Below are 19,837 nucleotides of genomic sequence, written 5' to 3' on the forward strand. Positions count from 1 at the left end.
GGGCCCATGTTCCCCGGAGGGTGCCGCTGGCCGGTCACTCGCAAGCGGAGGCTGAAACTGGCGAACGACCGGAGTCATGGGGAACAACGCGTTAAGAGCGAGAAGCAGATAGTCCAGCTCGCAGTCCGGCGGAGCGACCTTGCCGCGGCGTCTAAGGAGCTTCACGAGGACTCCCCCTTCGACGCCGGGTGTTCCGCGGACGGCAGGGCGGGCCACCCCAGGACAGCGTCCAGAACGGCATCGAGCCGCCCTTCCGCATGCAATGACGACGGCCCAGTGGGGCTATCAGTCTTCAGGCGCCAGGCGAACGACTTCCGCTCCGGGTCGTGCGCCATGACGACCTTGTCGAACTCACCGCCAGGCGTCTCCCCGAAGACGTGCTGGCTGTCGTCAGGACGTCCGCCGAAGTCGAAGACAAACCCCCTGTTGACCATCTCCCGCACTCGCATCTGGGTGCCCTCGGTCAACCACGACGGCAAGGCCCCGGTCATGCCGCCACCGACCCCGAGTCCCGAACCGCGCCATCAACGATCCGCTGCAGCTGCCTCGGGGCCGCCACTGGCCTCACTCGCTCGGGCAGGCCATCGATGTAGTCGCGGATCCGCGACCTCTTCCAGTCATCGTCGATAGGAACGGGAACGAATTTCTCGCCGACCAGACCGGGGTCGATAGGAACCAGTCCACGCGCGACGGGCCACATCTCCTGCGTGGTCTCCGCGGGGTGCCGACGGACGTACTGCGGCGAGTGCCGCCCGTACCGCGCCATACGGACCTCGCGAGTCTTGAGGGCGACGCCACTAGACACGGCAACGATGGCAAGGCCGAAGCCGACGCAGACGCCTGCATCTGCCCCTGCCATCAGATCTGACACTGCTAGAGCCAAGACCAACGACATGTGATCAACCCCTAGTCCGCAGGTGAGCAGTCAGCCACGCACGGCATCCGTAGGTGCAGTTGACGGGGCAAGCAGGGGGCGAAACCGGGTCGAACCGGATGAAGATCGCACCCCCACCTGCCTTTCGGCTGGTCAGTGACCGAGTCGGCAGCGGGGTTCACCAGAGCGCCGCATCCACCGAGGGTCACTAGACCAACACACGCAGACTAAACACGCGCACATGCGTTCCGCAATAGCCCGAAAGTGCGCACATGCGCGTTTTTGTCTCGCGCTATGCTGCGCACATGGCCGTATCTACGCGTGAGTCACGCGCCCTCGGTGCCTTCCTCCGCAAGTGGCGAGAGCGTGCCCGCCTGACGACGATCGAGGTTGGGGCGCATCTGGATCAAACGGCCGGCACCGTAAGCCGATACGAACTCGGAGAGCTTCGGGTCTCATGGGTCACCGTCACAGCACTTCTCGGGCTCTACGGTGGCACCGAGACGGATCTCGCCGTGGCTCGGCAGCTCTACGAGGCCGCGAAGAACGCGCCAAAGCCGGTTCGATTGCCAAAAGAGACACCGCCGGCTTTTCGGCGCCTCGTCAACGAAGAACAGTCCGCCGCCGGTATCCGAACGGTGGCGCCGCTGGTCTGGCCCGGGCTGGTTCAGCACGAGGAGTACTCACTGGCCCTCGGCGACCAGCTACACGATCCGAGTAGTCGATCGGGCGGCGCGAACAACGTCCGACGTGCCAGGCAACGACGCCTCGACCCCTCTGAGCCGAGCCCGCTCAACTTCCATGCGATCGTCGACGAGATTGTCGTGACGCGGCTTGTCGGTGGCCGTGATGTCATGCGTAAGCAGCTCCGCCACATCCTCGACGTGATGGACCTCGACAACGTCATGATCCAGGTCGTCAAGGCGGAAGCAGGCGCATACGGTGCGTCCACGGGTGGCCTCGTCATCGTGGAGTACGACCGGTTCAGTTTCGAGCTCGACGACACGGCCGCGGACGACGAAGGCAAGGGCGACGAAGCTGAGTCTGCCGTGTACTTCGAGTACCCCGCCGGGAGCGCTTGGGTGGAGAATCAACAAGACGTGCAGCGGTTCACCAAGACGTTCAAACGCGCCGCACGGGCTGCCTTGTCCCCTGACAAGACAGCCGATTTCGTCCACCAACAGATGAAGGTGCTATAGCGAGATGACCGATGATGCCAACGGTATCGATGGCGTGCTCTGGCACAAGAGCACCTACTCCGGCGAGGACGTCAACAAGACGGACTGCGTCGAAGCGGGCAGGAGGCCAGACAGCCGCGTTACCTATGTGCGGGACAGCAGCGATCCGGAAGGAGGCACGTACCGCCTTTCCCCTGAAGCGTGGAACGGCCTTCTCGAGACCGTCCGGCGTGACGGCAACTAGCACACAAGACTGATCCGACGATGGCGGGACTGGCTACGAGATCGCGCCAGGTCCCGCCATCGTTGCAGGTTGGCATCCATGGCGGACCAACTCGAAGAGACGAGGGAAGTATGAGCAGGCCGGTCGACAACAAGGTCCACGTGCGCCGTGAGCTGGACCTGAGCACAGCGACTTGGACCAAGACGCTGCCTGAAGGCGTCACTGTCGAGGACGCCGTCGAGTACGCTCACGTGCGACACAGTGACGGGATCACCTACACCGTGGTGCGCCAACCCTCGAATCCGGATGGCCAGCCCCTCGTGTTCACGCCATCGGAGTGGGACGCATTCGCCAAGGGTGTGCAGGCCGGAGAATTCGATCTCCCTGCCTGACGGCGACGAGCACCAAGTCTCCTCACAGGGTTCAGCTGTCGGACTTCTTCTTCCGCGGAGCTCGCTTGCGCACCGGCTTCGCCGGCGCCTCCTCGACCGGCTCCGGTTCGACGTCGACAGGTTGCGAGACAGCTGACTCGGCGTCATTGAACGCTTCGTAGATCTCGCTCGGGATCCGGCCCCGGTCAGCGATCGCGTAACCGTTCTCAGCCGCCCAGGCGCGCACCTGCTGGTTGCGCTCACGGTCAGCCGGCGCCGTCGGACGACCGGTCCCTGCAGCAGTGGACTGACCGGCGGCGACGCGGATCTTACGTCCACCGGTTCGCGTGCCCGCCCCGACATACTGTCCGAACACGTCGCGCAGAGCCTGCGCATTCTCGTCGGACAGGTCGATCTCGTACTGGACACCATCAAGGGCGAAGGGCACGGTCTGTGCGGCTGCGCCGCCATCGAGGTCATCGACGATTTCAACAAGAACCTTCTGAGCCATGGGGAGAGCCTTTCACCAAGTCGAGCGGGAGGGCTGAGCCAGCGCAGCAGAGATGACCCTACCGATTGCTTACCCGATCGGCGGTACGACCATCCCGCGCGCACGACGTGTCGGCACGCCGACCGTCCAATCAACACAACCCGCCCCAGGTACTCACCTTCAGTCCTGCCTCGACGAGACGGGATCGATCGAGCACGTTGCGGGTGTCCACGACGACGTCCCCAGTCATCGCCGTGGCAATGGCTTCCCAGTCTAGGTTCGGATACTCCGGCCAATCCGTGAGGAGAACCAACCCATCAGCGTTCTTGGCGGCATCGTATGGAGTCACGGCGACCGTTATTCCTGGAACCAGGCCCTGCACAGTGGGATCGTGGGCCGTCACGACGGCCCCGCACTCCACAGCCGCGCGTGCGATCCGTAGCGCGGGGGAATCTCGTGTGTCGTTGGTACCGGCCTTGAAGGTGAGCCCCAAGACGGCGATACGCAAGCCTTTGAGTTCTGCTCCGAGAGCTTCGCGTAGCCGCGCGATCACGCGACGCTGATGGTGACCATTACTCTCGATCGCGCTTGCCAGTACAGGAAATTCGACGCCTGCGTGCCACGCTTGTCGTAGCAAGGCATGTGCGTCTTTAGGCAGGCAGGGCCCGCCCCAACCGGGACCAGGCTGGAGGTAGTCGGCGCCGATGCGAGGATCCGTACCCAAGACATGGTTGAGGTCGGACATGTTGCCACCGAAGGCTTCGCAAAGTTCTGCAACGGTGTTGATGTAGGAAATTTTTGTTGCCAGGTAGGAGTTCGCTGCATACTTTGCCAGTTCGGCGGTGGCAGGATCAGTGAAGATGATCTGTGCGCGGACAGCGTCGTAGAGGCTGGCGACTCGCTTTCCGGCGGCGGGATCGTCGGCACCGATGAGAACGCGGTGGGGGTGCAGAAAGTCATAGACAGTATGACCTTCGCGAAGAAACTCGGGATTGGAGACGATCGCAATATCGGTCCGTCCCATCCACGCGCCGACCTTTTCGTTTGTGCCAACGGGTACCGTCGACTTCATGACGAGCACTGAGTCTGGCAGCAGCAGATGACGTATGCGGGCGATCATGTCGCAGATCGCCGTGAGGTCCGCGGCGCCGTTCGGCATGGAAGGAGTTGGCAGGCAAAGAAGAACGATGTCGGATGCACGAACCGCTTCTTCGACCGAAGTGTCGAAACTTAGTGTTTGTGCGTAAATTCCCCGCTGGATGAGGCTTTCCAGGTCAGGCTCAGCAAGAGATGTGCGCCCCTGCCGCAGCGCGGCGATCAGGCCGGCGTCGTGGTCGACGCAGGTGACAACATGCCCGATCGAGGCGAGGCATGCGCCTGCAGTAAGTCCGACATAACCACTGCCAATAACTGTGACACGCTCGTCGAGCGTCATAAAGGCCCCCTACAGTGCGGAGAGTCTGCGGAGGCACGCCGTTCTTACGGCCGTCCACCGCATGAGACTCAGGTGCTTTAAGACTCTTGGCCGGTGGCCGTGGCTGGAACTGAACGGTTGTCGACGGCCTGAAGCCATTGGACGCCGACTGCGGCGACTTGAACGAGCTCAGCGCGAAGCCGATTGGTGTTGTTCTCGGCTAGAGCTTCGGCGACTTCTTCAAAGAGGATGTGACGCCAGGTCAATTGGCCGGCAGCGGCAGCCCGTTCACACTCGGCGCGGGCCTGCTCGGCGAGGTATGTCCATTCTGGTCCGGTGCCGTCCGGCAGGTGATGTTGTACGCCGTGGACCCCATGCTGCGCTTCCCGTTCGGCAATGATGTCGGCCAGGACGCGTCCGAGACCGACGTGAGGCCCGAAAGCCAAACAGTCCGGCGGTGAGATAGTCATGCTGGCGCCTCGGGTTCCGGCCATGGCCGTACATCCGGCCAGGCGTAGCGATAGCCGTTGCGACGCAGGTAACGAGCGGTGAGCTGGTGATGAAGCTCTGCATAGAGCTGCAACTGGTCGAGCTGACAGGTTGTCCTGTCAGACGAGTTGGCCGTTTCTGTGTTGTATGCGGCCAACGCGTCGTCGATGGCGCGCGGGTCGAGACGGCCGTTGGTCATGGCCGTGCTGACGACGAGCTTGGCGAGGTCGTAGCCGAACGGAGCGAGGGTCAGATCGTCGAAGTCGACGATCGCGACACCGCGATCGGTGAGCAGGAAGTTGCGGATGTTGGCGTCCTTGTAAAACGCCGCGGGAGAGCTCGCGACCGACAAAGGCGCCCGGCTCAGAAGCTCTCGACGTGGAGACACGAAATCCTGGATCGTCAGATGAGGCGAGACTCGATGTGGGCGGTTCAAGACGGCCGTGCCGAGTTCGGCGATGAAGGCCGCAGCGTGCAGCTGTCCTAGTGCCTGTGCCAGATCTACGAGATCGGCAGGCCCTGGCTGCTGGTGACCTAGGTACTCGAACGTCAGCTTGTGTTCCTCGACCGCCAGCAGTTCAGGAAGCCGGATGCCACACTCGAGTTCCGCGAGCCAGGCCCAGTGCGCCGTGGCGCCTCGCGCCCGCTGCGGGTCTGTGTAGTGCTTAACGAAGGTCATGCCGGTCATGGCCGTACCGCCGATACGTACGTGACGGTGGACGTCGTGACCACGGGATGGTCATCGAGCCGTCGATGCAGCTCGGCCGCCAACCGGCCGGGTTGGGCAACGAGACCGTCCGGCAGCTCGTATTTCGGCGACGTCGCAACGTAGACGGCGAGGTGGTCGAGCCCGCTGAACCGGAAGACGTGTTCGTGGTGAACGACTTGCTCGACACACAGTGCCGTAGCGGTGATCTCCGCTGCGTTCTCACTGTGGAAGGACGTGTAGAGGCTGGGACGCGTGGCCGCGTGGATGTCGAGCCCGGATTCGGCGATGAGCTGGTCGATCTCGCGATAGCTGTTCGCGGACTTGGTGGCCAGGACGGCACGCCCTCCAGGTGTCAGGCAGCGCCCGACCTGGCCGATGACGCTGGCTGGTTGCGGAGAGTGGTAGAGGCAGAACGCCGCGACAGCGACGTCGATACTGGCATCCAGTTGCGGCAGATGGTGAAAGTCCGCGCAACAGGTCTCGACCGTACGTCCTGCAGCGTCGAAGCGTCCTCGAACCGTGTTGAGGAGTGCCGCGGATTGGTCCAGGGCGATGAGCCGTGCCGGGGCGAGACGTTGCGCGAGTTGCAGCGTGGTTGAGCCTCGACCGCAGCCGATGTCGCAGACCACCGGCGACGGCGGGGCGGAATGGGCAGCGAGCTCCACGAGAGTGGCGGTGGCGTCGTCACCAGCAATTTTCGCGGTGTGCAGGGCGTTGGTGCGTTGTTGGATTCGGTCGGCGTCGGCATACAGCTGACCGGCAATCAGATCGGGGTCGGTGAAGGGTGTGGCGGGCATGGACAGGCGCCTCCCCTGGAGCGGGTTAGGTCGAGGTGGAGTTCTCGGTTTTGACGTACGCGAGGAATCGCGCCGCCTGGCGTCGGCTGGTCAATGTGATCAGCGCTACGTGACTACCGTGTTCGCCGAGCAGCTGGCGAACCTTGGGGCGCATCGTTTTGCGGTAGCCCCAGATGTAGCGGACGAAGTCCCAGGTGATGCGGTCGTAGACGCCGTCCTTGGCGTGCTGTCCACCGCGGTACCGCCACCGGCGCTGCAGGATCCCCGTCAGACAGGTGATCGCGGGCAGATCAAGGAAGATCACGACGTCGGCCGCAGCGAGGCGGACGGGCAGGGTTCCTGCGTAATTTCCTTCGAGCAGCCAGCGGGGCTTGTCCACGAGGGCGCGCTGGAGCGCGGCGAACTCGTCTTGTGGGAGCGGGTTCCAGTCGGCGTCGTAGTAGACGCTGTCGAGGTGGGTCAGCGGCAGGTTAAGGGTCGTGGCGAGCTGGTTGGCCAGGTAGGTCTTGCCGGACCCACCGCAGCCGATGATGGCGATCCTGTCCATGGGCCGCGACGCTACCGGTGTGAGTTTCGGCCAGTTCGGAGGCTGGCCGGTCATGGCACTACCCCGGTCGGGGCAAGTTGCTCCGCCAGTACAGCGTGGAGCACGTCCAGCTGGCGTGAGACCCGGAACCTGTCCAGCAATGCCAGGCATGACCGCAGTAGATCGATGTGTTCGCCGGTCCCGGCGATCCCCTGCAGATGAGCGATGCGGTCCGCAGCGGCTGCGCCATCGACGACGTGAAGGTCTCGGGGCGCGAAGGCGGCTCCGCTGCGGAGCGTGGTGGGACTCAGAGGTAGACATCCGGCCAGGACGGCCTCAGCGAGGCGCTGCGTCATCTGTCCGGCGGCCGCATACCGGTCCGGAAGGAGCAGGACGGTCGTAAGCGCACGACCGTAGATCTCGGCGACCTCAGGGAACGGCACGCGCCCGATGAACTGGACGTGGGGCCATGGCTGAGTGCGCGGCCATTTCCCGGCGACGACGTGTTGGTGCTGCGAGGCGGCCGGGGCGAAGAAGGTGTCGAACGTGTCGTTGCGGTCGTATTGGTTACCGACGTAAGCCAAGGGCAGGTCCCGCGGCTGCGTGGCCAGGGCGACCGGGTCGGCTTCCTCGAGAGTGTGGTCGGCGATCGGGAACAGCAAGGTGATCGCGCCGGGGGTCGGGTGCAGTGCCGCTTCGCAGACCACGACGTTGGGGATATGACGCAGCGGATCGTCGGGTGGGAGCTTGCGGTCCTTGTCCCATAGCACCGTGAAGGTGCCGCGTCGGTAGGTGTAGTGGTCAAGCAGCTCCTGCTGGCGATGCAGATCACAGGTGTGCCCGGCAGCGCCACACCAGGTGGTGTTGCGGCCGGCGATCGGCCACCGCCACTCCAGGAATATCGCGTCGACCTCGGGCAGGCCGATGTCCCAGGTGTAGTGCGCGGAGAGGTCCAGGCCGGCTTCGGCCTGGTCGCGGTCGGGTTGCAGGAATATCAGCTGGTGTCCGCGGGAGCGGAGCCCGTCGACCAGCGTGCGGCGGTGACTACGTCCGCCGTCCGGGGTGTCAAGGATGCCGGAGCCGAGGAAACCCCAGAAGCTGTATCCGATTTTCACTTCGTGATCCACCAGCCTTCCATCATCAGGCCGTCGAGGCCGCTGCGTATGAGGCAGTCCAGAGCCATGTCCGGGGTGCCGCAGATGGGCTGGCCTTTGACGTTGAGCGAGGTGTTGATCAGCACGGGAACACCGGTGATGGCGGCGAACTCGGTCAGTACCTCGGCAAGAAACGGGTTCTGGGCACGGGTGACGGTCTGGACCCGGGCTGTGCCGTTGGCGTGGACGACCGCGGGAATCTTGTCGCGGGTGAGGTCGGTGACGCCGGATGCGATCGACATGTACGGGGTTGCTTGCGGAAGTGTGAAGTAGTCGGGAGCGTCGTCGGCGAGGACGACCGGCGCGAAGGGGCGGAACGGTTCGCGGAACTTCACGGTGTTGTTGAGCCGGTCGACGACATCGGGCAGCAGGGGCGATGCCAGCATCGAGCGATTACCCAGCGCACGGGGCCCGGCTTCCATCCGGCCATGGAACAGTCCGGCGATACGTCCGTCGGCGAGCTGGCGGGCGAGGAACTTGGCCGGGACCCTAGGCTGTGCCGCCGACAGGCCCGGACGAGGCGCTTCAGGCAGGACGAGTGGAGAATAAGCGGGACCGAGGTAGCAGTGGCTCGCCACGCCGAGAGGCAGTGTGCCTGTGCTGGAAAGGTGTGCGGCGGCGGCTGCACCGATCGCCGTGCCGGCGTCGCCCGGCGCGGGCGGGACGTGAACCTCGTCGAACAACCCGCTATCGACGATCTTGCCAATCGCCACGCAGTTGGTCGCGACGCCACCGCCAACGCACAGCAAGCTTGACGCGGTGAGCTGGCGCGTACGACGAGCGAGATGGACCATTACTTGTTCGGTGCGTTCTTGCAGCGCGGCGGCCAGATCCTCGTGTACTTGCGTGAGCGGCTCCCCTGGAAGACGGGGCGGACAGGTGGCTGAGGTGAAGGCTGGCCCGATCCGGGGATATTGGCGTGACAGCACGCGCAAGGGGAGCAAGGCGGGGTCGAGCGCGAAGCCACGGTCGGTGATCGGAATCGCTTGCGCGAAAAGCGATCGGAACCGAGCTGGGTCACCCAACGCGGCCAGCGCCATCACCGTGCCTTCCTCGTCGCCACGGCGCCAGCCCAGATGTTCGGTGACCGCTCCGTAGGCGTAGCCCAGCGATGCGGGATCGTCGATGTGCTCGATGATCCGGTAGTCGCCACGGTCGTCAGAGGTTCGGTGGGCGTAGCCGAGCGTTGTGGATTGCAGCTCACCGAGGCTGTCGGCGACCAGCACGGCGGCATCCTCGTAGCCTGAGGACGCGAACGCGTACAAGCCGTGGGCCCGATGGTGCTGCACAGAGCGGACTCGGGCGTACGGGAAACGCATGGCCAGCTCCCTGGTTCGTGCGCGTGTGCGAGACGCCACGTCGGCGAAGCTTCGTGCCCGCGCAAACGCGCGCTCTCGTTCAGCTCGGCGGATCAGCTGGCCGGGAACCTGGGGAAGAGCGCCGAGGTAGCGGTGCGCCTGGAAGTTGTAGCCGACAACGTCGACATCGTCGGCGGTGAGGCCGTTCTCCGCAAGCAGCCACGCGACCGCATGGGCAGGGTATGCCTTGGTGTGTTTGTCGCCAACGAGCCGTTCCTCCTCGGCGAACCCGACCAGTGCTCCGTTCACGATCAGCGCGGCTGACGAGTCATGGGTGTACGAACACAACCCCAACACCACCGGGCCTGAACTCAGTGCGGGTGTCATCGCCGTTCCCCGTTTGCGGCAACGGCAGGCGAAGAGGTGAGGTGGACATACCAGCGTTCCAAGGCGCGACCGAGCTCACCTGTTGTCGCTGCGGCGCTCATCCGTGCTTGGTCTCGGTCGCCTTGAGACCAGGTGCCGTAGCTGGCCATCAGCGCGGCGAACATGGTCCACACCTCGTTGCCGTTGTCTGGGGTCCGGCCGGCGATTACCTCGGTCAGCAGGCCCGACAGGTCATCCCACGCCACGTCGATCGGCGGCATCGAGGGTGACGGCGAGACATCGAGCGTGGGCAGGTCCGCGGCACCTGTGGCGTGTTTCTCGTACAGGTGCAGCGAATCCACGTGATGGTGGTACTCGCCGAGGTCGACGTTCAGCCAGCCCGCGAGCAGTTCCTGCAGGAGAGTGGCGGCGAAGATGTCGTACGGGAAACCAAGCCAGAGATCCATGCTGCGCATGGTGGTGTGCATATGCAGCCGCCCTTCGCGCAAGAAGAAGCGATACCCCAGAGTGCAAGGCACGTCGCGGTGGCCTCGTGTGTCACGTTCGGGGTCGAACAGCTGGATCACGGCTTGGCGCGAGTCAGGATCGCGGGAAAGCAGGCGCCGGACTTGATCAAGCTGGTCGATGCGACCACGCCACCGCCGCATCCGCGGACCGTAGGCACCTTGGAGACGACCGTCGTCGGTGTAGCGGGTCAAGGCCCGGTTGTACTGGAAGATCCATGGACCGTCCGAACCGGACAGGATCCATAACGCTTCCGCTACCGCGAACGCCGGATTGATCACTCGGAACGGGGGCACGTCGACAAAGCGGCTGCGCGGGTTGGTCAAGCACAGATGGGCGCCGAGGATCTCGGTCGTCGCCATCCCACGCGGACTCACGGTCGCTCCGTCCCGTCGTACTGCATGGCAGGCCTGAAGGAACAGGTCGTTAGCTGTGTCGCCGGTGAGGGTGATCATCGGGTTGCCTCCAGAGGCCCAAGTAGTCGGGATCGACGTTGCTCGTCGGGAAGGCTCGCCAGCCACGCCGCGTGCAGCGCCATGCCGTCTCTCAAGTCGACGGACGGGTGATAGCCCAAAATGCGCCGGGCCAAGGTGAGGTCGGCTTCAGTAGCCGGTATGTCTCCGGCCTGCTCTGCACAGTGGATAATCGGCACGGGGTTACCGGTGACATCGCGAGCCAAGCCCAGTATTTCGAGCATGGTGACGCTGGCACCGCCCCCGACATTGATCACTGCGGCGCGGACATCGGCCGTTGCGGCCGCGAGAGTGGCCGCAACGATATCGCTGACGTACGTGAACTCGCGCCGTTGGTGACCGTCGCCGTAGAGCGGCACCGGGCTTTCGTTGAGTGCGCTCAACAGCACTTGGCTTATGGCCATGCCTGGGCGCTGCCGCGGACCGTAGACGGTGAAGTACCGCAAGGCGACCACGCTGAAAGGAACGTCCGGACGTGCGGCGTAGGCCAGACACAGCTGTTCCGCGGCGAGCTTGGTTACGCCGTACGGAGAAATCGGTCCGGTCGGATCGTGTTCACGGCTTGGTCCAGGCGTCTCGCCATACACACTGGACGACGACGCCATCACAATCCGCCGGATGCCCGCAGTCCCGCTTGCAGCCAGTAGTCGTTGAGTGGCAACGATGTTGGAGTTGATGTAGTCGGTGAACTGTGGTCCCCAGGAGGTACGGACGCCGGGAACTGCCGCCAGATGAAAGACTGTGTCGACGCCGGACACCAGCTCGTCGAGATCCGCAGTGAGCAGGTCCGCCGTGACCACGCGCAGACACGGGTGATCAATCGACTGAGCAAGGTTGACCGCCGCAGTGACGTCGCCAGGGGGGCGGCGATCGACCGCGAGCACGTGTGCGCCCCGCTCCAGCAAGGCATCCACGAGGTGCGACCCGATGAAACCGGCAGCACCCGTGACCATGACGCGCGTGGGACCTTCAACACTCGTCCCGGTGAGGACCGTTCCGCGGTCGTCAGCCGATTCGACCGGTCTATCCATGACTAGGCTCCTCACCGGCTCTGCCGTGCGTCGGTTGTGGACGGTGTGATCGTTGCCGGGCCTGGTTCGGCCACAGCTTGGGATGCAGATCGACGGGCACAAACGAGGCGAGCCGTACTCCCCTGTCGAGCAAGGTCCTAGCGGCCTCGTCGAAGGGCGCGCAGGGCCAGTACCGACCTGCGCATGTCGGACACGTGCCCGGCGCGCGGAGTGTTGGCAGATGCCGGGTGAGCTGGTCGATAGCTTCTTCAGATAGCCCGGCAGGACTGTCGGTCGCGACGACCACGGCGCAAACTGCGCGAACGTCGCCGTCCGGTATCGCCGGTTCATGCTGGCTCATGGTGCGACCGAGCGGTGACAGGTAGGTCCTGCGGTACGCGATCGGGCCATTTGCGTGCAAGTAACCAGCGATGGGCGGGATCGAGGAAGTCAAGAATTTCGAAGTCGACTGCTGCTCCGTCGGGGGCATATCTGATCTGCCGGTATGCCTCGAGAAGGGCAACGAGCTGCTGCCAGTACCGGTCGAGGTCAAGCTCTTCGATGGACTCAGGCGTGTGACGGATCTGGTTGCCGCGCAAAAGCTGCTCTTGGATACACAGTTCACGAACCGCACCCATAGTCGTGTCCAGTGGCATCCGCAGATTTGGGAAGCTGACCGGACTCGTGGAACTCTCGGCATGGCTGAGGATTCGTTCGACACGTGAATGCTCGACGTCCTGAATGTGCATCGACCCTGCGTGGTGCGTGTATGTTCCCAACTCCAACGCAAGCAGCCGTGCCGCCAGCTCTTGGACGAATGTGAACGAGAAGACGGCCGCGGCCAAGTCGTCCATGACGTCGTTGGCCCGTGCGTAGCACACCGCGTGCAAGGCGCCGTCTCGTTGGAACAACTGGAACGCCAGGGCTCCCGACACGTCCGGGTGCATGCGTTCACCGACTTCTTGCTCGGTGAAGATCGGCATGACGGCCCGTTTGGTATCTGGAGCGTGCCGAATCAAGTCCACGGTGGCGTCGAACGCTGACCGGCCGTTGCGTCCGCTCACCGGACGGAACAGCCGAGTTCCGTAGGCAGTACCGTCGATGGTGGAGCCATTCGCGGATAGGGACCGCATGTGGGGCTCGTAGTAGGTAATCATGTTCACGTCGTTTCGCCCGCTGAGGAACCACAACGTCTCGGCCAGGTTGAACACGACATCGGTTCTTCGTGCTGGCAGGAACGGCAGGCGTGCTAAGGGGTTGGCCAGCTGGAACGACACGTTGAGACATTCCCTGGTGGGGTTGCCGCGGGGAGCGTTGCGATACTCCGCGTGTCGACCCACGTGATCGAGTACCGCGAGGTAAGCGTCATGGAAGCCGGCGAAGACCGTAGGACTCAACGACCTGCCAGACACGGGTCCTGAGGGCATATCCAGCTCCTTCGTGGTCGTTGATAGCCACGTCCTGTCCGCCTGTCGTGCTGCCTATCGACGCTGGCGGCTGACGGTGGGCCACGAACCCAGCGTGCAACAGATAGTGACCGGCCCGGAACTCGCTGCTGTCCTACTTATGTCCTAGAGTTGATCGCTGCCGAAGGCCGTAGATCGCTACGCTCGACTGCGGTCGACGAGGTGGGGACACGAAGGGCGTGCAGGTTGTGGCTGTTGTGAAGTGGTCCGGGCGCGAGGCACGGGCCCTGCGGGAGGCGCGGCGCATGAGCGTGCGCGAGTTCGCCGGCCACCTCGGCTTCAACGACGCCGCAGTCTCGAATTGGGAGTCTCGCGGCGAAAAGGCGAAGCTGAGGACAGCAACACAGCAAGTTCTCGACACTGATCTTTCCCTTGCACCGGAAGACGTCCGGGAGCGATTTGAGCTCGCACTCGCTGCCGGCCAGACACCACACGGTGAGCTAGGAGTCAGTTCTCGGGCGCGTACCGATGCACTGTTGAACATGTTGACGACGCAACAGGCCGCTGAGATGCCTTACCGCCCACCACCCGGAGCGATCCAGCACGTTCGTCGGTTTCTAGCATCCTCGTCGCGGGTCTGCGCTGTCACAGGCCCTGCGGGGAGTGGTAAGACGCACCTGACCTACCACCTCGCGACCGAGCTGAGCACTGAAGCTGACGTTCAGCTGCTCGCCGCGAACTCGTGGGACCTACCTGGGCTCGACCTGGCTGTCGAGATCCTCCGATATGCCTCGATTCCCCGCCAGCATGATGCGCTGCTCACCTTGGAAGCAGCCAGCTCCGCCGCGTCGCGAACGTGCGTGGTCATCGTCGACGGCATTTCATCTCAAGTCGAATTCAACGAGATCGGTCGACATATCGATACAATCCTGCGTCAGGTGACCTCGCCGTCGTTGCGCTTCATGCTGGTGATGCGCACGCCGCCGGATATCGAGACAGCCCCCTACCCCGTCCTGACTGCAGCTCTCTTCGATCCCCCAGGGCAGCACGAACCTGGCGGGCCTTTCATGCTTGGTTCGTGGAACCTGGTCGAGACGCAGGCGGCATGGGATGCAGCAAGAACTGACGAGCATCCCGCGTTCGCTGACCTTCCCACTGCGGTACAAGAACTGATCCGGCTCCCGCTCTACATGCAGCTTGTTCTTGCTGCAAAGCAAGGGAGCACAACGAGTGATGGCAACGCCTACACCCTCATCGATCATTGCGTCCGGACAATCCTCCGCGAGGACGGCCAGGATGCTGATCAGGCCCTGGCCGCGCTCGCAGACATCGCCGAGCGCAAGACACCTAACCTCATACCTGCAAACATCGCCCTCGATGTTCCCCGCGAGCAAGAGCCTGAGCCACAGCAGCAGCCAAGGCTCGGCTCCTCGGCCGCAGCGCTGACACGCGTGACCGCAACCGGCGACATCGAGTTTGCCCACGACGTTCTCCGCGAATTTGCCCTCGCGACGAGAATCGCTTCCGTCCTGCGAACCCGCGGCCGGTCCATCGCTCTGGTCAACGCGCTCAACGCGCTGGCTGCTCACGCACACAACTCGGCGACAGCGCGCAACATCTTCGAACTCGCGATCAGCTGTCTCGACGACACTGCGCGTGACCTGGTCACTGAAGCGTCGATGGCGCCAACGATTTCCACGCACACAACGCTGCCGATGATGCTGCGTATCGCCGCACAAGGAGCGAGGTTCGCCAACCGGGAAGTCCTGCGCACCTGCGCTCGCCGCAGCGACACTGAGGCCGGCCTTGAACTCGCCCAGGCGCTGCTGATGACGCCGGATGTCTATCCGGCACTCGGGCCAGACGCCAACGGATGGCTCCTCGGCCTCCTTCGTCGCTTCGGCTCCAAGTGTTGGAACGACGCCAAGGTATTCGTCGAGCAGAACCTCAACGCGGCTGGCGCTTACGCGCTTCTCGATACGGCCGACCTCGCCGAAGGCGAAGAAGCAACCTTCTTCGCCCGGCACTTCTTCTTGTTCTTCGGTGACATCGCCGACTTGACCGGTCCGCTCGAGGTTCTCCTCAACCAACGGAACTGGCGAGTTCGCGCAGCACTCGCCGAAGGCCTGCGCGACGACCACGCCCCCACGAACGCGACCAGCCAAGCCGTGTTCGGTCGGCTGGTGCACGATCGCGACTACAAAGTCAGAGCCGCGGCCGCGCTTGCCCTGCCGCGGGCGTCGCGGACGGCGGCGCACGACTACTTGCGGGTCCTGCTCGCTGACGAAAACTGGCACGTGCGAGAACGCGTCCTGCATGGGCTTCTCTCACAGCACGTGATCTCAGTGTCTCGAGACCCGCTCATCGCGGAAGCGTTGGCAGTCGTGAAGGCCGAGCCGACGTGGGCGCAGTGCCCCATCCACGTACATACGATCCTGCAACGGCTCCGGATTCTGCACGCCCCCACGGTCGACGCTGAAGAGTCCAACGCCACTGCGCGAGCGCTCTTCTCCATCCTGCGAGAATCGCGAACTGGCTGGGCGAACCTTACCGATCCCGCACGTGCCGCAATCGTCACGCGTGGGCAACAGAGCACTGACTGGCTCGTTCGACGCGAAGCCGACGGCCTCGCGACCGAACTTGCCCGCGGAATCCAGCCTGGCAGATCTGCCATCAGTGACCCGCGGTCGCACCGTGAGACGTTCAGGCGGCGACGCGGTCACCGTGCCCTCCAAGTTGCGCTGGACATTCACAACCTCGACGACGCCATCCGAGTTGCACAGGCCGCAGCAGCCGCCGGGGTCGACTTCATCGAAGTCGGTGATCCCTTGATCAAGGAAGTCGGCCTGCGTGCGATCGAGCAGATCAAGATGCACGTACCGGAGACGACCGTGATCGCGGAGATGATGTCGGCCGACTGGGGCCGTGACCAAGTTGTCCTCGCGGCCGAGGCCGGCGCCGACGTCGTATTACTCATCGGCCCAGCCAGCACGGCCAGCGTCTCGGCGGCTGTCGAGGCCGGACGACGCCTCGGCATACCCATCATGCTCGACGCGCCGACAACGTCGTTATCACAGCAGTGGGTCAGCGCCATGGAACGCGCCGGGGTCGATGGCTTCACGATCACTACCAACATCGACATCGGCATCGCCAGCACGACCTCCCTGACCACTGCCCGCAGGATACGGTCGTGGACCCAGCTCCCCGTGGCGGTATCCGGAGGTTTCAGCCCGGCTGACCACGCGATCATCGCCAGCCCTGACTGGGACATCCTCATTGTCGGCCGCAGTGTCGCCGACGCTGTAGACCCCGCAACCGCTGCTCAACGCATTGCCGAACTCGTCCACTCGAACGACTGAGGAGCCACATGAAGATCTCGCCGCTTCGCCAGGAACTCATTCCTCAGGTGATCGACCTGATGGAACTCGGCGCACCGTACATTCGGCCACGCACCTACTCGGACTACTGGCTCTACGCCACCCTGTTCTCTTCAACCTGCCCCGTCGCCACGATCGACGACGCGCTCGCCGGAGCCGTCATGGCATTCCGCAGCCAGGACAACCCGGACGACGTCTACATCCAGGACGTCATGACACATCCCTCATACCGGCAGCAGGGCATATCGAAGGCCCTGATCGCAGCCGTCCGCGAACAAGCTGTCTCGTGGGGAATCGATCGCCTCTACCTCACGTCCGAGCCCGAAAACACCACGGCACACGCGACGTGGCCAGCCATGGGGTTCATCAACCACCCCAGCGACTACAAGGTCAACGACATCTGGGTCACCGCCGATTTCAAAGGCCCCGGCAAGGACCGCGCGGTCTACGAACATCACTTATGAGTAGCCGCTCCGTTCCGTCGCTCGTTATCTGGGAGACGAAGGTAACGCCACACGGACGGAGGAGGAGATCGGAGCATTGAGGCACCCGCGACCGTCGAGCTTTACGTCCCAGGATGCTGCGGGCATCCACCTGTCGACTGAGAAGCGAGGCATTCCACCACGTCGGCCGGCTTGCCCGCTTTGTCATGCGTGCCGGGCGCGAGTGACGCGATCCAGCGATGATCTACCGAACTCGCCCGCGCCGACAGGAGGCCCGGACGCGCGCGAGCTCGAAGTCACCCCCACCGGAGGGCCAGCGGCGACACGGCCGCCGTGCACTCACAAGCGCGTCGTCGGCTGAGTCGTGCCAGCCCTCCAGCAAGCTGTACAGCCCACTCCTACACGTGCTACGACACCATGATCACGATGCGTTCAACTCAGCAAAGCAGCAATTGTCCCTGGTCAAAGACGGGCCGCGCCCGTGCCCACGCTGCGGGCCATCAGAGCACCATGAGTTGTCGGTCTTGTCGGTAAGCTGTGCGAGAGTGCGTCCCCTTGGTGTCTCTCGAGAAGGGTGAGAATGACAGAGTTCATCCCTGGCGTTGGTGCCGGGTCGTTGCTGCGGTCGGAGCTGCTTGTCGATGGGCGGTCCACCCGGATCGGCGCAATCCACCAGCTCGACTACGGCCAGGCCGTGGTGCTGACGCACGATCGCTGGAAGTTCGACGCTGGCGGGCTTCCGCAGTTCTCGTTCCTCCTGGCAACAGCGCAGGACGTGAACGATCCTCACGTTGATGACGATGAGGTTTTGCTTCTGCGTGTTGAGGGAACGGCGCCATTGTCGCTTGAGCGCGATCTTCACGCCGTGCGTGAAGAGTCGCTGCGCACAGCACTTTCAAATAACCAGGATCCAGCGCCATCGGTCGTGCTCGACGCGGACCTTGACCCGTTCACCAAGAACCGAGTGTCGTTCACCGGCGTGCGGTGCAAGATTCTCGGGACCTTCTATGAAGACGACGTGGACGGCGAGAAGGTACTGGAATTCGGCGCCGACGTCGACAACTTCTATGCCACTTCCACGTATCGAGTGTTGAAGCCGATTGGTGACGGACTCGCTACGATCGCTTCCTACCTCAAGCCGACCGGGCGCCCAGTCGAACGCGTGCGCATCGGAGCGGTGCGGTACTCCGCAACCAGGCGGCGAGCCAAGACCTCCAAGCAAGCCGACGCCGCTGTCGAAGTCAATATCCGAGACTTTATCGGCAACAAGACCGCTCTGCTCGGCATGACCCGAATGGGCAAGTCGAACACTGCGAAAATCATCATTGCGCGCACGTTCGTAGTCTCCGAGCGGCAGCGTGCCGCAGGCGGGCACCCCATCGGCCAGCTTATCTTCGACCCGCAGGGCGAGTACGCGAACCCGAACACGCAAGACGGAACCGAGATCGCGGCGATCGGCGCGGACCACGTCCGCATCTTCATGTTCGGTGCAGATGGAACGCAGTCACACGTAAAGCCTCTCAACATCAACTTCTTTTCCGAGAACCAGATTGATGCCGTTCAGGGGTTGATCTCCGACACCCTCAGCGGCGATGAGGCCGGTTACGTCAAGGACTTCGCTGGTACGTCATACGCGAATGTACCTGGCGACCGATCCGCCACCACGCATGCGGAGCGTGCCCGACTCGTCCTCTACGGCGCTCTCAAGCGAGCGGGATTCACTGCACCAGCAAACTTCCGCGCGAAAATCAACATTAGCGTCGCGTTTCAGCAAAAAATTGCCGCCGGGATCGCTCGCAACCCGTTCAGGCAAAGCGGAAGCGCTCCCAACTTCGCCTCTATCGCAGCAGGAGACATCGAAGACGTTGTCGACAAGATCGTGGAGCTATGTGACGCCGGAGACAATGACGCAACCAATTTTACGAAGGATATTCGTTGGAAGAGCGTCGAACCGATCTTCACCACTCGTAGCGGTAACCGCAGCGTCCGAGGCTACCGAAACCTAGGGCCCCTGCGTCCGTTTCACAGTCCAGCTACCCAGAATGACCCTGCGGTCGAGATTTACGAAGAGCTGGTCCAGGGACGCATTGTGATCGTCGACTTGCATGTCGGCGCCGAGGCCGTAACGAAGGCGCTGAGCGAGTCGATTACGCGTCGGCTCCTTTCCAAGCAAACCGAGGTTTTCACTTCTGGGGAGGAGCCACCGCACATCCAAGTGATGCTGGAGGAGGCTCACAACCTGTTCTCATCCGACCGCTACAAGGACGCCCTCGATGTATGGGTCAAGCTCGCTAAGGAAGCCAGCAAGCTGAACCTCGGTATGACATACGCAACGCAGGAGGTCTCCGGCGTTGCACACCAAGTCAAGGCGAACACCGCCAACTGGGTCGTCGCCCACCTGAACAACACAACAGAAGTGCGCGAGCTGGCCAAGTTCTATGACTTCGGAGCGTTCTCGGATGCGATCATCTCTTCCGAGGACCGCGGGTACGTACGGCTCAAAACCTTGTCCTCGCCTTACATCGTCCCTGTTCAGATTGACCGATACGACGTCGCGCTCGTCAACGAGGCGCGGGCCGCAGCTGGCGATCCAGCGTTGCCACCGAATGGGACGGCGTCCTGATGCCATATGAGACCGTCGGCGGGGCCCACGAAATCGCGTCGCGACTGGGCCATTCAGCAGCGGCAGTTAAGGCTGTCGCGGACCAACGCAC

At 63.5% G+C, this 19,837-nt stretch carries 19 protein-coding genes; 6 read left to right on the forward strand and 13 right to left on the reverse strand.

Annotated features, from left to right (window positions below; translation table 11 throughout):
* Positions 1 to 161 precede the first annotated feature (161 nt).
* Positions 162 to 491: a hypothetical protein gene (locus tag ACLARN_RS25420; RefSeq protein WP_409493964.1), complete on the reverse strand. Its 330-nt coding sequence runs from the start codon at positions 489 to 491 to the stop codon at positions 162 to 164.
* A complete protein-coding gene (locus ACLARN_RS25425; RefSeq protein ID WP_409493965.1) occupies positions 488 to 895 on the reverse strand; it encodes a hypothetical protein in 408 nt (135 codons plus the stop codon). Before ACLARN_RS25425 ends, ACLARN_RS25420 begins: the two co-directional genes overlap by 4 nt.
* 251 nt (positions 896 to 1,146) lie before the next feature.
* Here ACLARN_RS25425 and ACLARN_RS25430 point away from each other — a divergent pair, with 251 nt between their 5' ends.
* From ACLARN_RS25430 to ACLARN_RS25440, 3 genes are all read left to right on the forward strand, one after another.
* Positions 1,147 to 2,073: a helix-turn-helix domain-containing protein gene (locus tag ACLARN_RS25430; protein WP_409493966.1), complete on the forward strand. Its 927-nt coding sequence runs from the start codon at positions 1,147 to 1,149 to the stop codon at positions 2,071 to 2,073.
* 4 nt (positions 2,074 to 2,077) lie between these two features.
* Positions 2,078 to 2,296 carry a DUF397 domain-containing protein gene (locus ACLARN_RS25435; RefSeq protein ID WP_409493967.1) on the forward strand — a complete coding sequence of 73 codons (219 nt, stop codon included), beginning with the start codon at positions 2,078 to 2,080 and terminating at the stop codon, positions 2,294 to 2,296.
* Between the two features lie 110 nt (positions 2,297 to 2,406).
* Complete coding sequence (locus tag ACLARN_RS25440) at positions 2,407 to 2,667, forward strand: DUF397 domain-containing protein (protein ID WP_409493968.1); 261 nt, start codon at positions 2,407 to 2,409, stop codon at positions 2,665 to 2,667.
* Positions 2,668 to 2,698: 31 nt separating this feature from the next.
* Here the strand turns inward: ACLARN_RS25440 and ACLARN_RS25445 are convergent, their stop codons facing one another.
* From ACLARN_RS25445 to ACLARN_RS25495, 11 genes are all read right to left on the reverse strand, one after another.
* A complete protein-coding gene (locus ACLARN_RS25445) occupies positions 2,699 to 3,157 on the reverse strand; it encodes a histone-like nucleoid-structuring protein Lsr2 (protein WP_409493969.1) in 459 nt (152 codons plus the stop codon).
* Between the two features lie 130 nt (positions 3,158 to 3,287).
* Positions 3,288 to 4,571 carry a UDP-glucose dehydrogenase family protein gene (locus ACLARN_RS25450; RefSeq protein WP_409493970.1) on the reverse strand — a complete coding sequence of 428 codons (1,284 nt, stop codon included), beginning with the start codon at positions 4,569 to 4,571 and terminating at the stop codon, positions 3,288 to 3,290.
* A 77-nt stretch (positions 4,572 to 4,648) separates the two neighbouring features.
* A complete protein-coding gene (locus ACLARN_RS25455; RefSeq protein WP_409493971.1) occupies positions 4,649 to 5,020 on the reverse strand; it encodes a hypothetical protein in 372 nt (123 codons plus the stop codon).
* Entirely contained in the window at positions 5,017 to 5,727 is a 711-nt protein-coding gene (locus ACLARN_RS25460) for a phosphotransferase (protein ID WP_409493972.1), read from the reverse strand. Before ACLARN_RS25460 ends, ACLARN_RS25455 begins: the two co-directional genes overlap by 4 nt.
* Positions 5,724 to 6,545: a class I SAM-dependent methyltransferase gene (locus ACLARN_RS25465; RefSeq protein WP_409493973.1), complete on the reverse strand. Its 822-nt coding sequence runs from the start codon at positions 6,543 to 6,545 to the stop codon at positions 5,724 to 5,726. Before ACLARN_RS25465 ends, ACLARN_RS25460 begins: the two co-directional genes overlap by 4 nt.
* Before the next feature lie 25 nt (positions 6,546 to 6,570).
* Entirely contained in the window at positions 6,571 to 7,092 is a 522-nt protein-coding gene (locus ACLARN_RS25470; RefSeq protein WP_409493974.1) for a DNA topology modulation protein FlaR, read from the reverse strand.
* Between the two features lie 50 nt (positions 7,093 to 7,142).
* Complete coding sequence (locus ACLARN_RS25475) at positions 7,143 to 8,198, reverse strand: hypothetical protein (RefSeq protein WP_409493975.1); 1,056 nt, start codon at positions 8,196 to 8,198, stop codon at positions 7,143 to 7,145.
* The gene (locus ACLARN_RS25480) at positions 8,183 to 9,910 is read right to left on the reverse strand and encodes a carbamoyltransferase (protein WP_409493976.1); all 1,728 of its coding nucleotides are present in this window, start codon (positions 9,908 to 9,910) and stop codon (positions 8,183 to 8,185) included. Before ACLARN_RS25480 ends, ACLARN_RS25475 begins: the two co-directional genes overlap by 16 nt.
* Positions 9,907 to 10,869, reverse strand: a complete 963-nt coding sequence (locus ACLARN_RS25485; RefSeq protein WP_409493977.1) for a thymidylate synthase — start codon at positions 10,867 to 10,869, stop codon at positions 9,907 to 9,909. The genes ACLARN_RS25480 and ACLARN_RS25485 overlap by 4 nt, the downstream gene beginning before the upstream one ends.
* Positions 10,866 to 11,918 (reverse strand): NAD-dependent epimerase/dehydratase family protein, encoded by a 1,053-nt coding sequence (locus ACLARN_RS25490; RefSeq protein WP_409493978.1) that lies wholly within the window; start codon positions 11,916 to 11,918, stop codon positions 10,866 to 10,868. The genes ACLARN_RS25485 and ACLARN_RS25490 overlap by 4 nt, the downstream gene beginning before the upstream one ends.
* Before the next feature lie 326 nt (positions 11,919 to 12,244).
* Entirely contained in the window at positions 12,245 to 13,324 is a 1,080-nt protein-coding gene (locus tag ACLARN_RS25495) for a thymidylate synthase (RefSeq protein WP_409493979.1), read from the reverse strand.
* A 284-nt stretch (positions 13,325 to 13,608) separates the two neighbouring features.
* Here ACLARN_RS25495 and ACLARN_RS25500 point away from each other — a divergent pair, with 284 nt between their 5' ends.
* The 3 genes from ACLARN_RS25500 (at position 13,609) to ACLARN_RS25510 (ending at position 19,746) form a co-directional block, all read left to right on the forward strand.
* Positions 13,609 to 16,662: an orotidine 5'-phosphate decarboxylase / HUMPS family protein gene (locus ACLARN_RS25500; protein WP_409493980.1), complete on the forward strand. Its 3,054-nt coding sequence runs from the start codon at positions 13,609 to 13,611 to the stop codon at positions 16,660 to 16,662.
* Positions 16,663 to 16,670: 8 nt separating this feature from the next.
* On the forward strand, positions 16,671 to 17,144 hold the full coding sequence (locus tag ACLARN_RS25505) for a GNAT family N-acetyltransferase (RefSeq protein WP_409493981.1): 474 nt from the start codon (positions 16,671 to 16,673) through the stop codon (positions 17,142 to 17,144).
* A 559-nt stretch (positions 17,145 to 17,703) separates the two neighbouring features.
* Entirely contained in the window at positions 17,704 to 19,746 is a 2,043-nt protein-coding gene (locus ACLARN_RS25510) for a helicase HerA domain-containing protein (RefSeq protein ID WP_409493982.1), read from the forward strand.
* The last annotated feature ends 91 nt before the right edge of the window (positions 19,747 to 19,837 follow it).

It is taken from the genome of Amycolatopsis sp. cmx-11-12 (assembly GCF_046269425.1).
Classification (GTDB): domain Bacteria; phylum Actinomycetota; class Actinomycetes; order Mycobacteriales; family Pseudonocardiaceae; genus Amycolatopsis.

Coding starts and splice junctions, on each gene's coding strand:
- ACLARN_RS25480 (WP_409493976.1), bottom strand. CDS start 9,910: ATGACACCCGCACTGAGTTCAGGCCCGGTGGTGTTGGGGTTGTGTTCG.
- ACLARN_RS25500 (WP_409493980.1), top strand. CDS start 13,609: ATGAGCGTGCGCGAGTTCGCCGGCCACCTCGGCTTCAACGACGCCGCA.
- ACLARN_RS25420 (WP_409493964.1), bottom strand. CDS start 491: ATGACCGGGGCCTTGCCGTCGTGGTTGACCGAGGGCACCCAGATGCGA.
- ACLARN_RS25505 (WP_409493981.1), top strand. CDS start 16,671: ATGAAGATCTCGCCGCTTCGCCAGGAACTCATTCCTCAGGTGATCGAC.
- ACLARN_RS25435 (WP_409493967.1), top strand. CDS start 2,078: ATGACCGATGATGCCAACGGTATCGATGGCGTGCTCTGGCACAAGAGC.
- ACLARN_RS25490 (WP_409493978.1), bottom strand. CDS start 11,918: ATGGATAGACCGGTCGAATCGGCTGACGACCGCGGAACGGTCCTCACC.
- ACLARN_RS25495 (WP_409493979.1), bottom strand. CDS start 13,324: ATGCCCTCAGGACCCGTGTCTGGCAGGTCGTTGAGTCCTACGGTCTTC.
- ACLARN_RS25440 (WP_409493968.1), top strand. CDS start 2,407: ATGAGCAGGCCGGTCGACAACAAGGTCCACGTGCGCCGTGAGCTGGAC.
- ACLARN_RS25450 (WP_409493970.1), bottom strand. CDS start 4,571: ATGACGCTCGACGAGCGTGTCACAGTTATTGGCAGTGGTTATGTCGGA.
- ACLARN_RS25470 (WP_409493974.1), bottom strand. CDS start 7,092: ATGGACAGGATCGCCATCATCGGCTGCGGTGGGTCCGGCAAGACCTAC.
- ACLARN_RS25485 (WP_409493977.1), bottom strand. CDS start 10,869: ATGATCACCCTCACCGGCGACACAGCTAACGACCTGTTCCTTCAGGCC.
- ACLARN_RS25455 (WP_409493971.1), bottom strand. CDS start 5,020: ATGACTATCTCACCGCCGGACTGTTTGGCTTTCGGGCCTCACGTCGGT.
- ACLARN_RS25425 (WP_409493965.1), bottom strand. CDS start 895: ATGTCGTTGGTCTTGGCTCTAGCAGTGTCAGATCTGATGGCAGGGGCA.
- ACLARN_RS25510 (WP_409493982.1), top strand. CDS start 17,704: ATGACAGAGTTCATCCCTGGCGTTGGTGCCGGGTCGTTGCTGCGGTCG.
- ACLARN_RS25460 (WP_409493972.1), bottom strand. CDS start 5,727: ATGACCGGCATGACCTTCGTTAAGCACTACACAGACCCGCAGCGGGCG.
- ACLARN_RS25445 (WP_409493969.1), bottom strand. CDS start 3,157: ATGGCTCAGAAGGTTCTTGTTGAAATCGTCGATGACCTCGATGGCGGC.
- ACLARN_RS25465 (WP_409493973.1), bottom strand. CDS start 6,545: ATGCCCGCCACACCCTTCACCGACCCCGATCTGATTGCCGGTCAGCTG.
- ACLARN_RS25430 (WP_409493966.1), top strand. CDS start 1,147: ATGCGCGTTTTTGTCTCGCGCTATGCTGCGCACATGGCCGTATCTACG.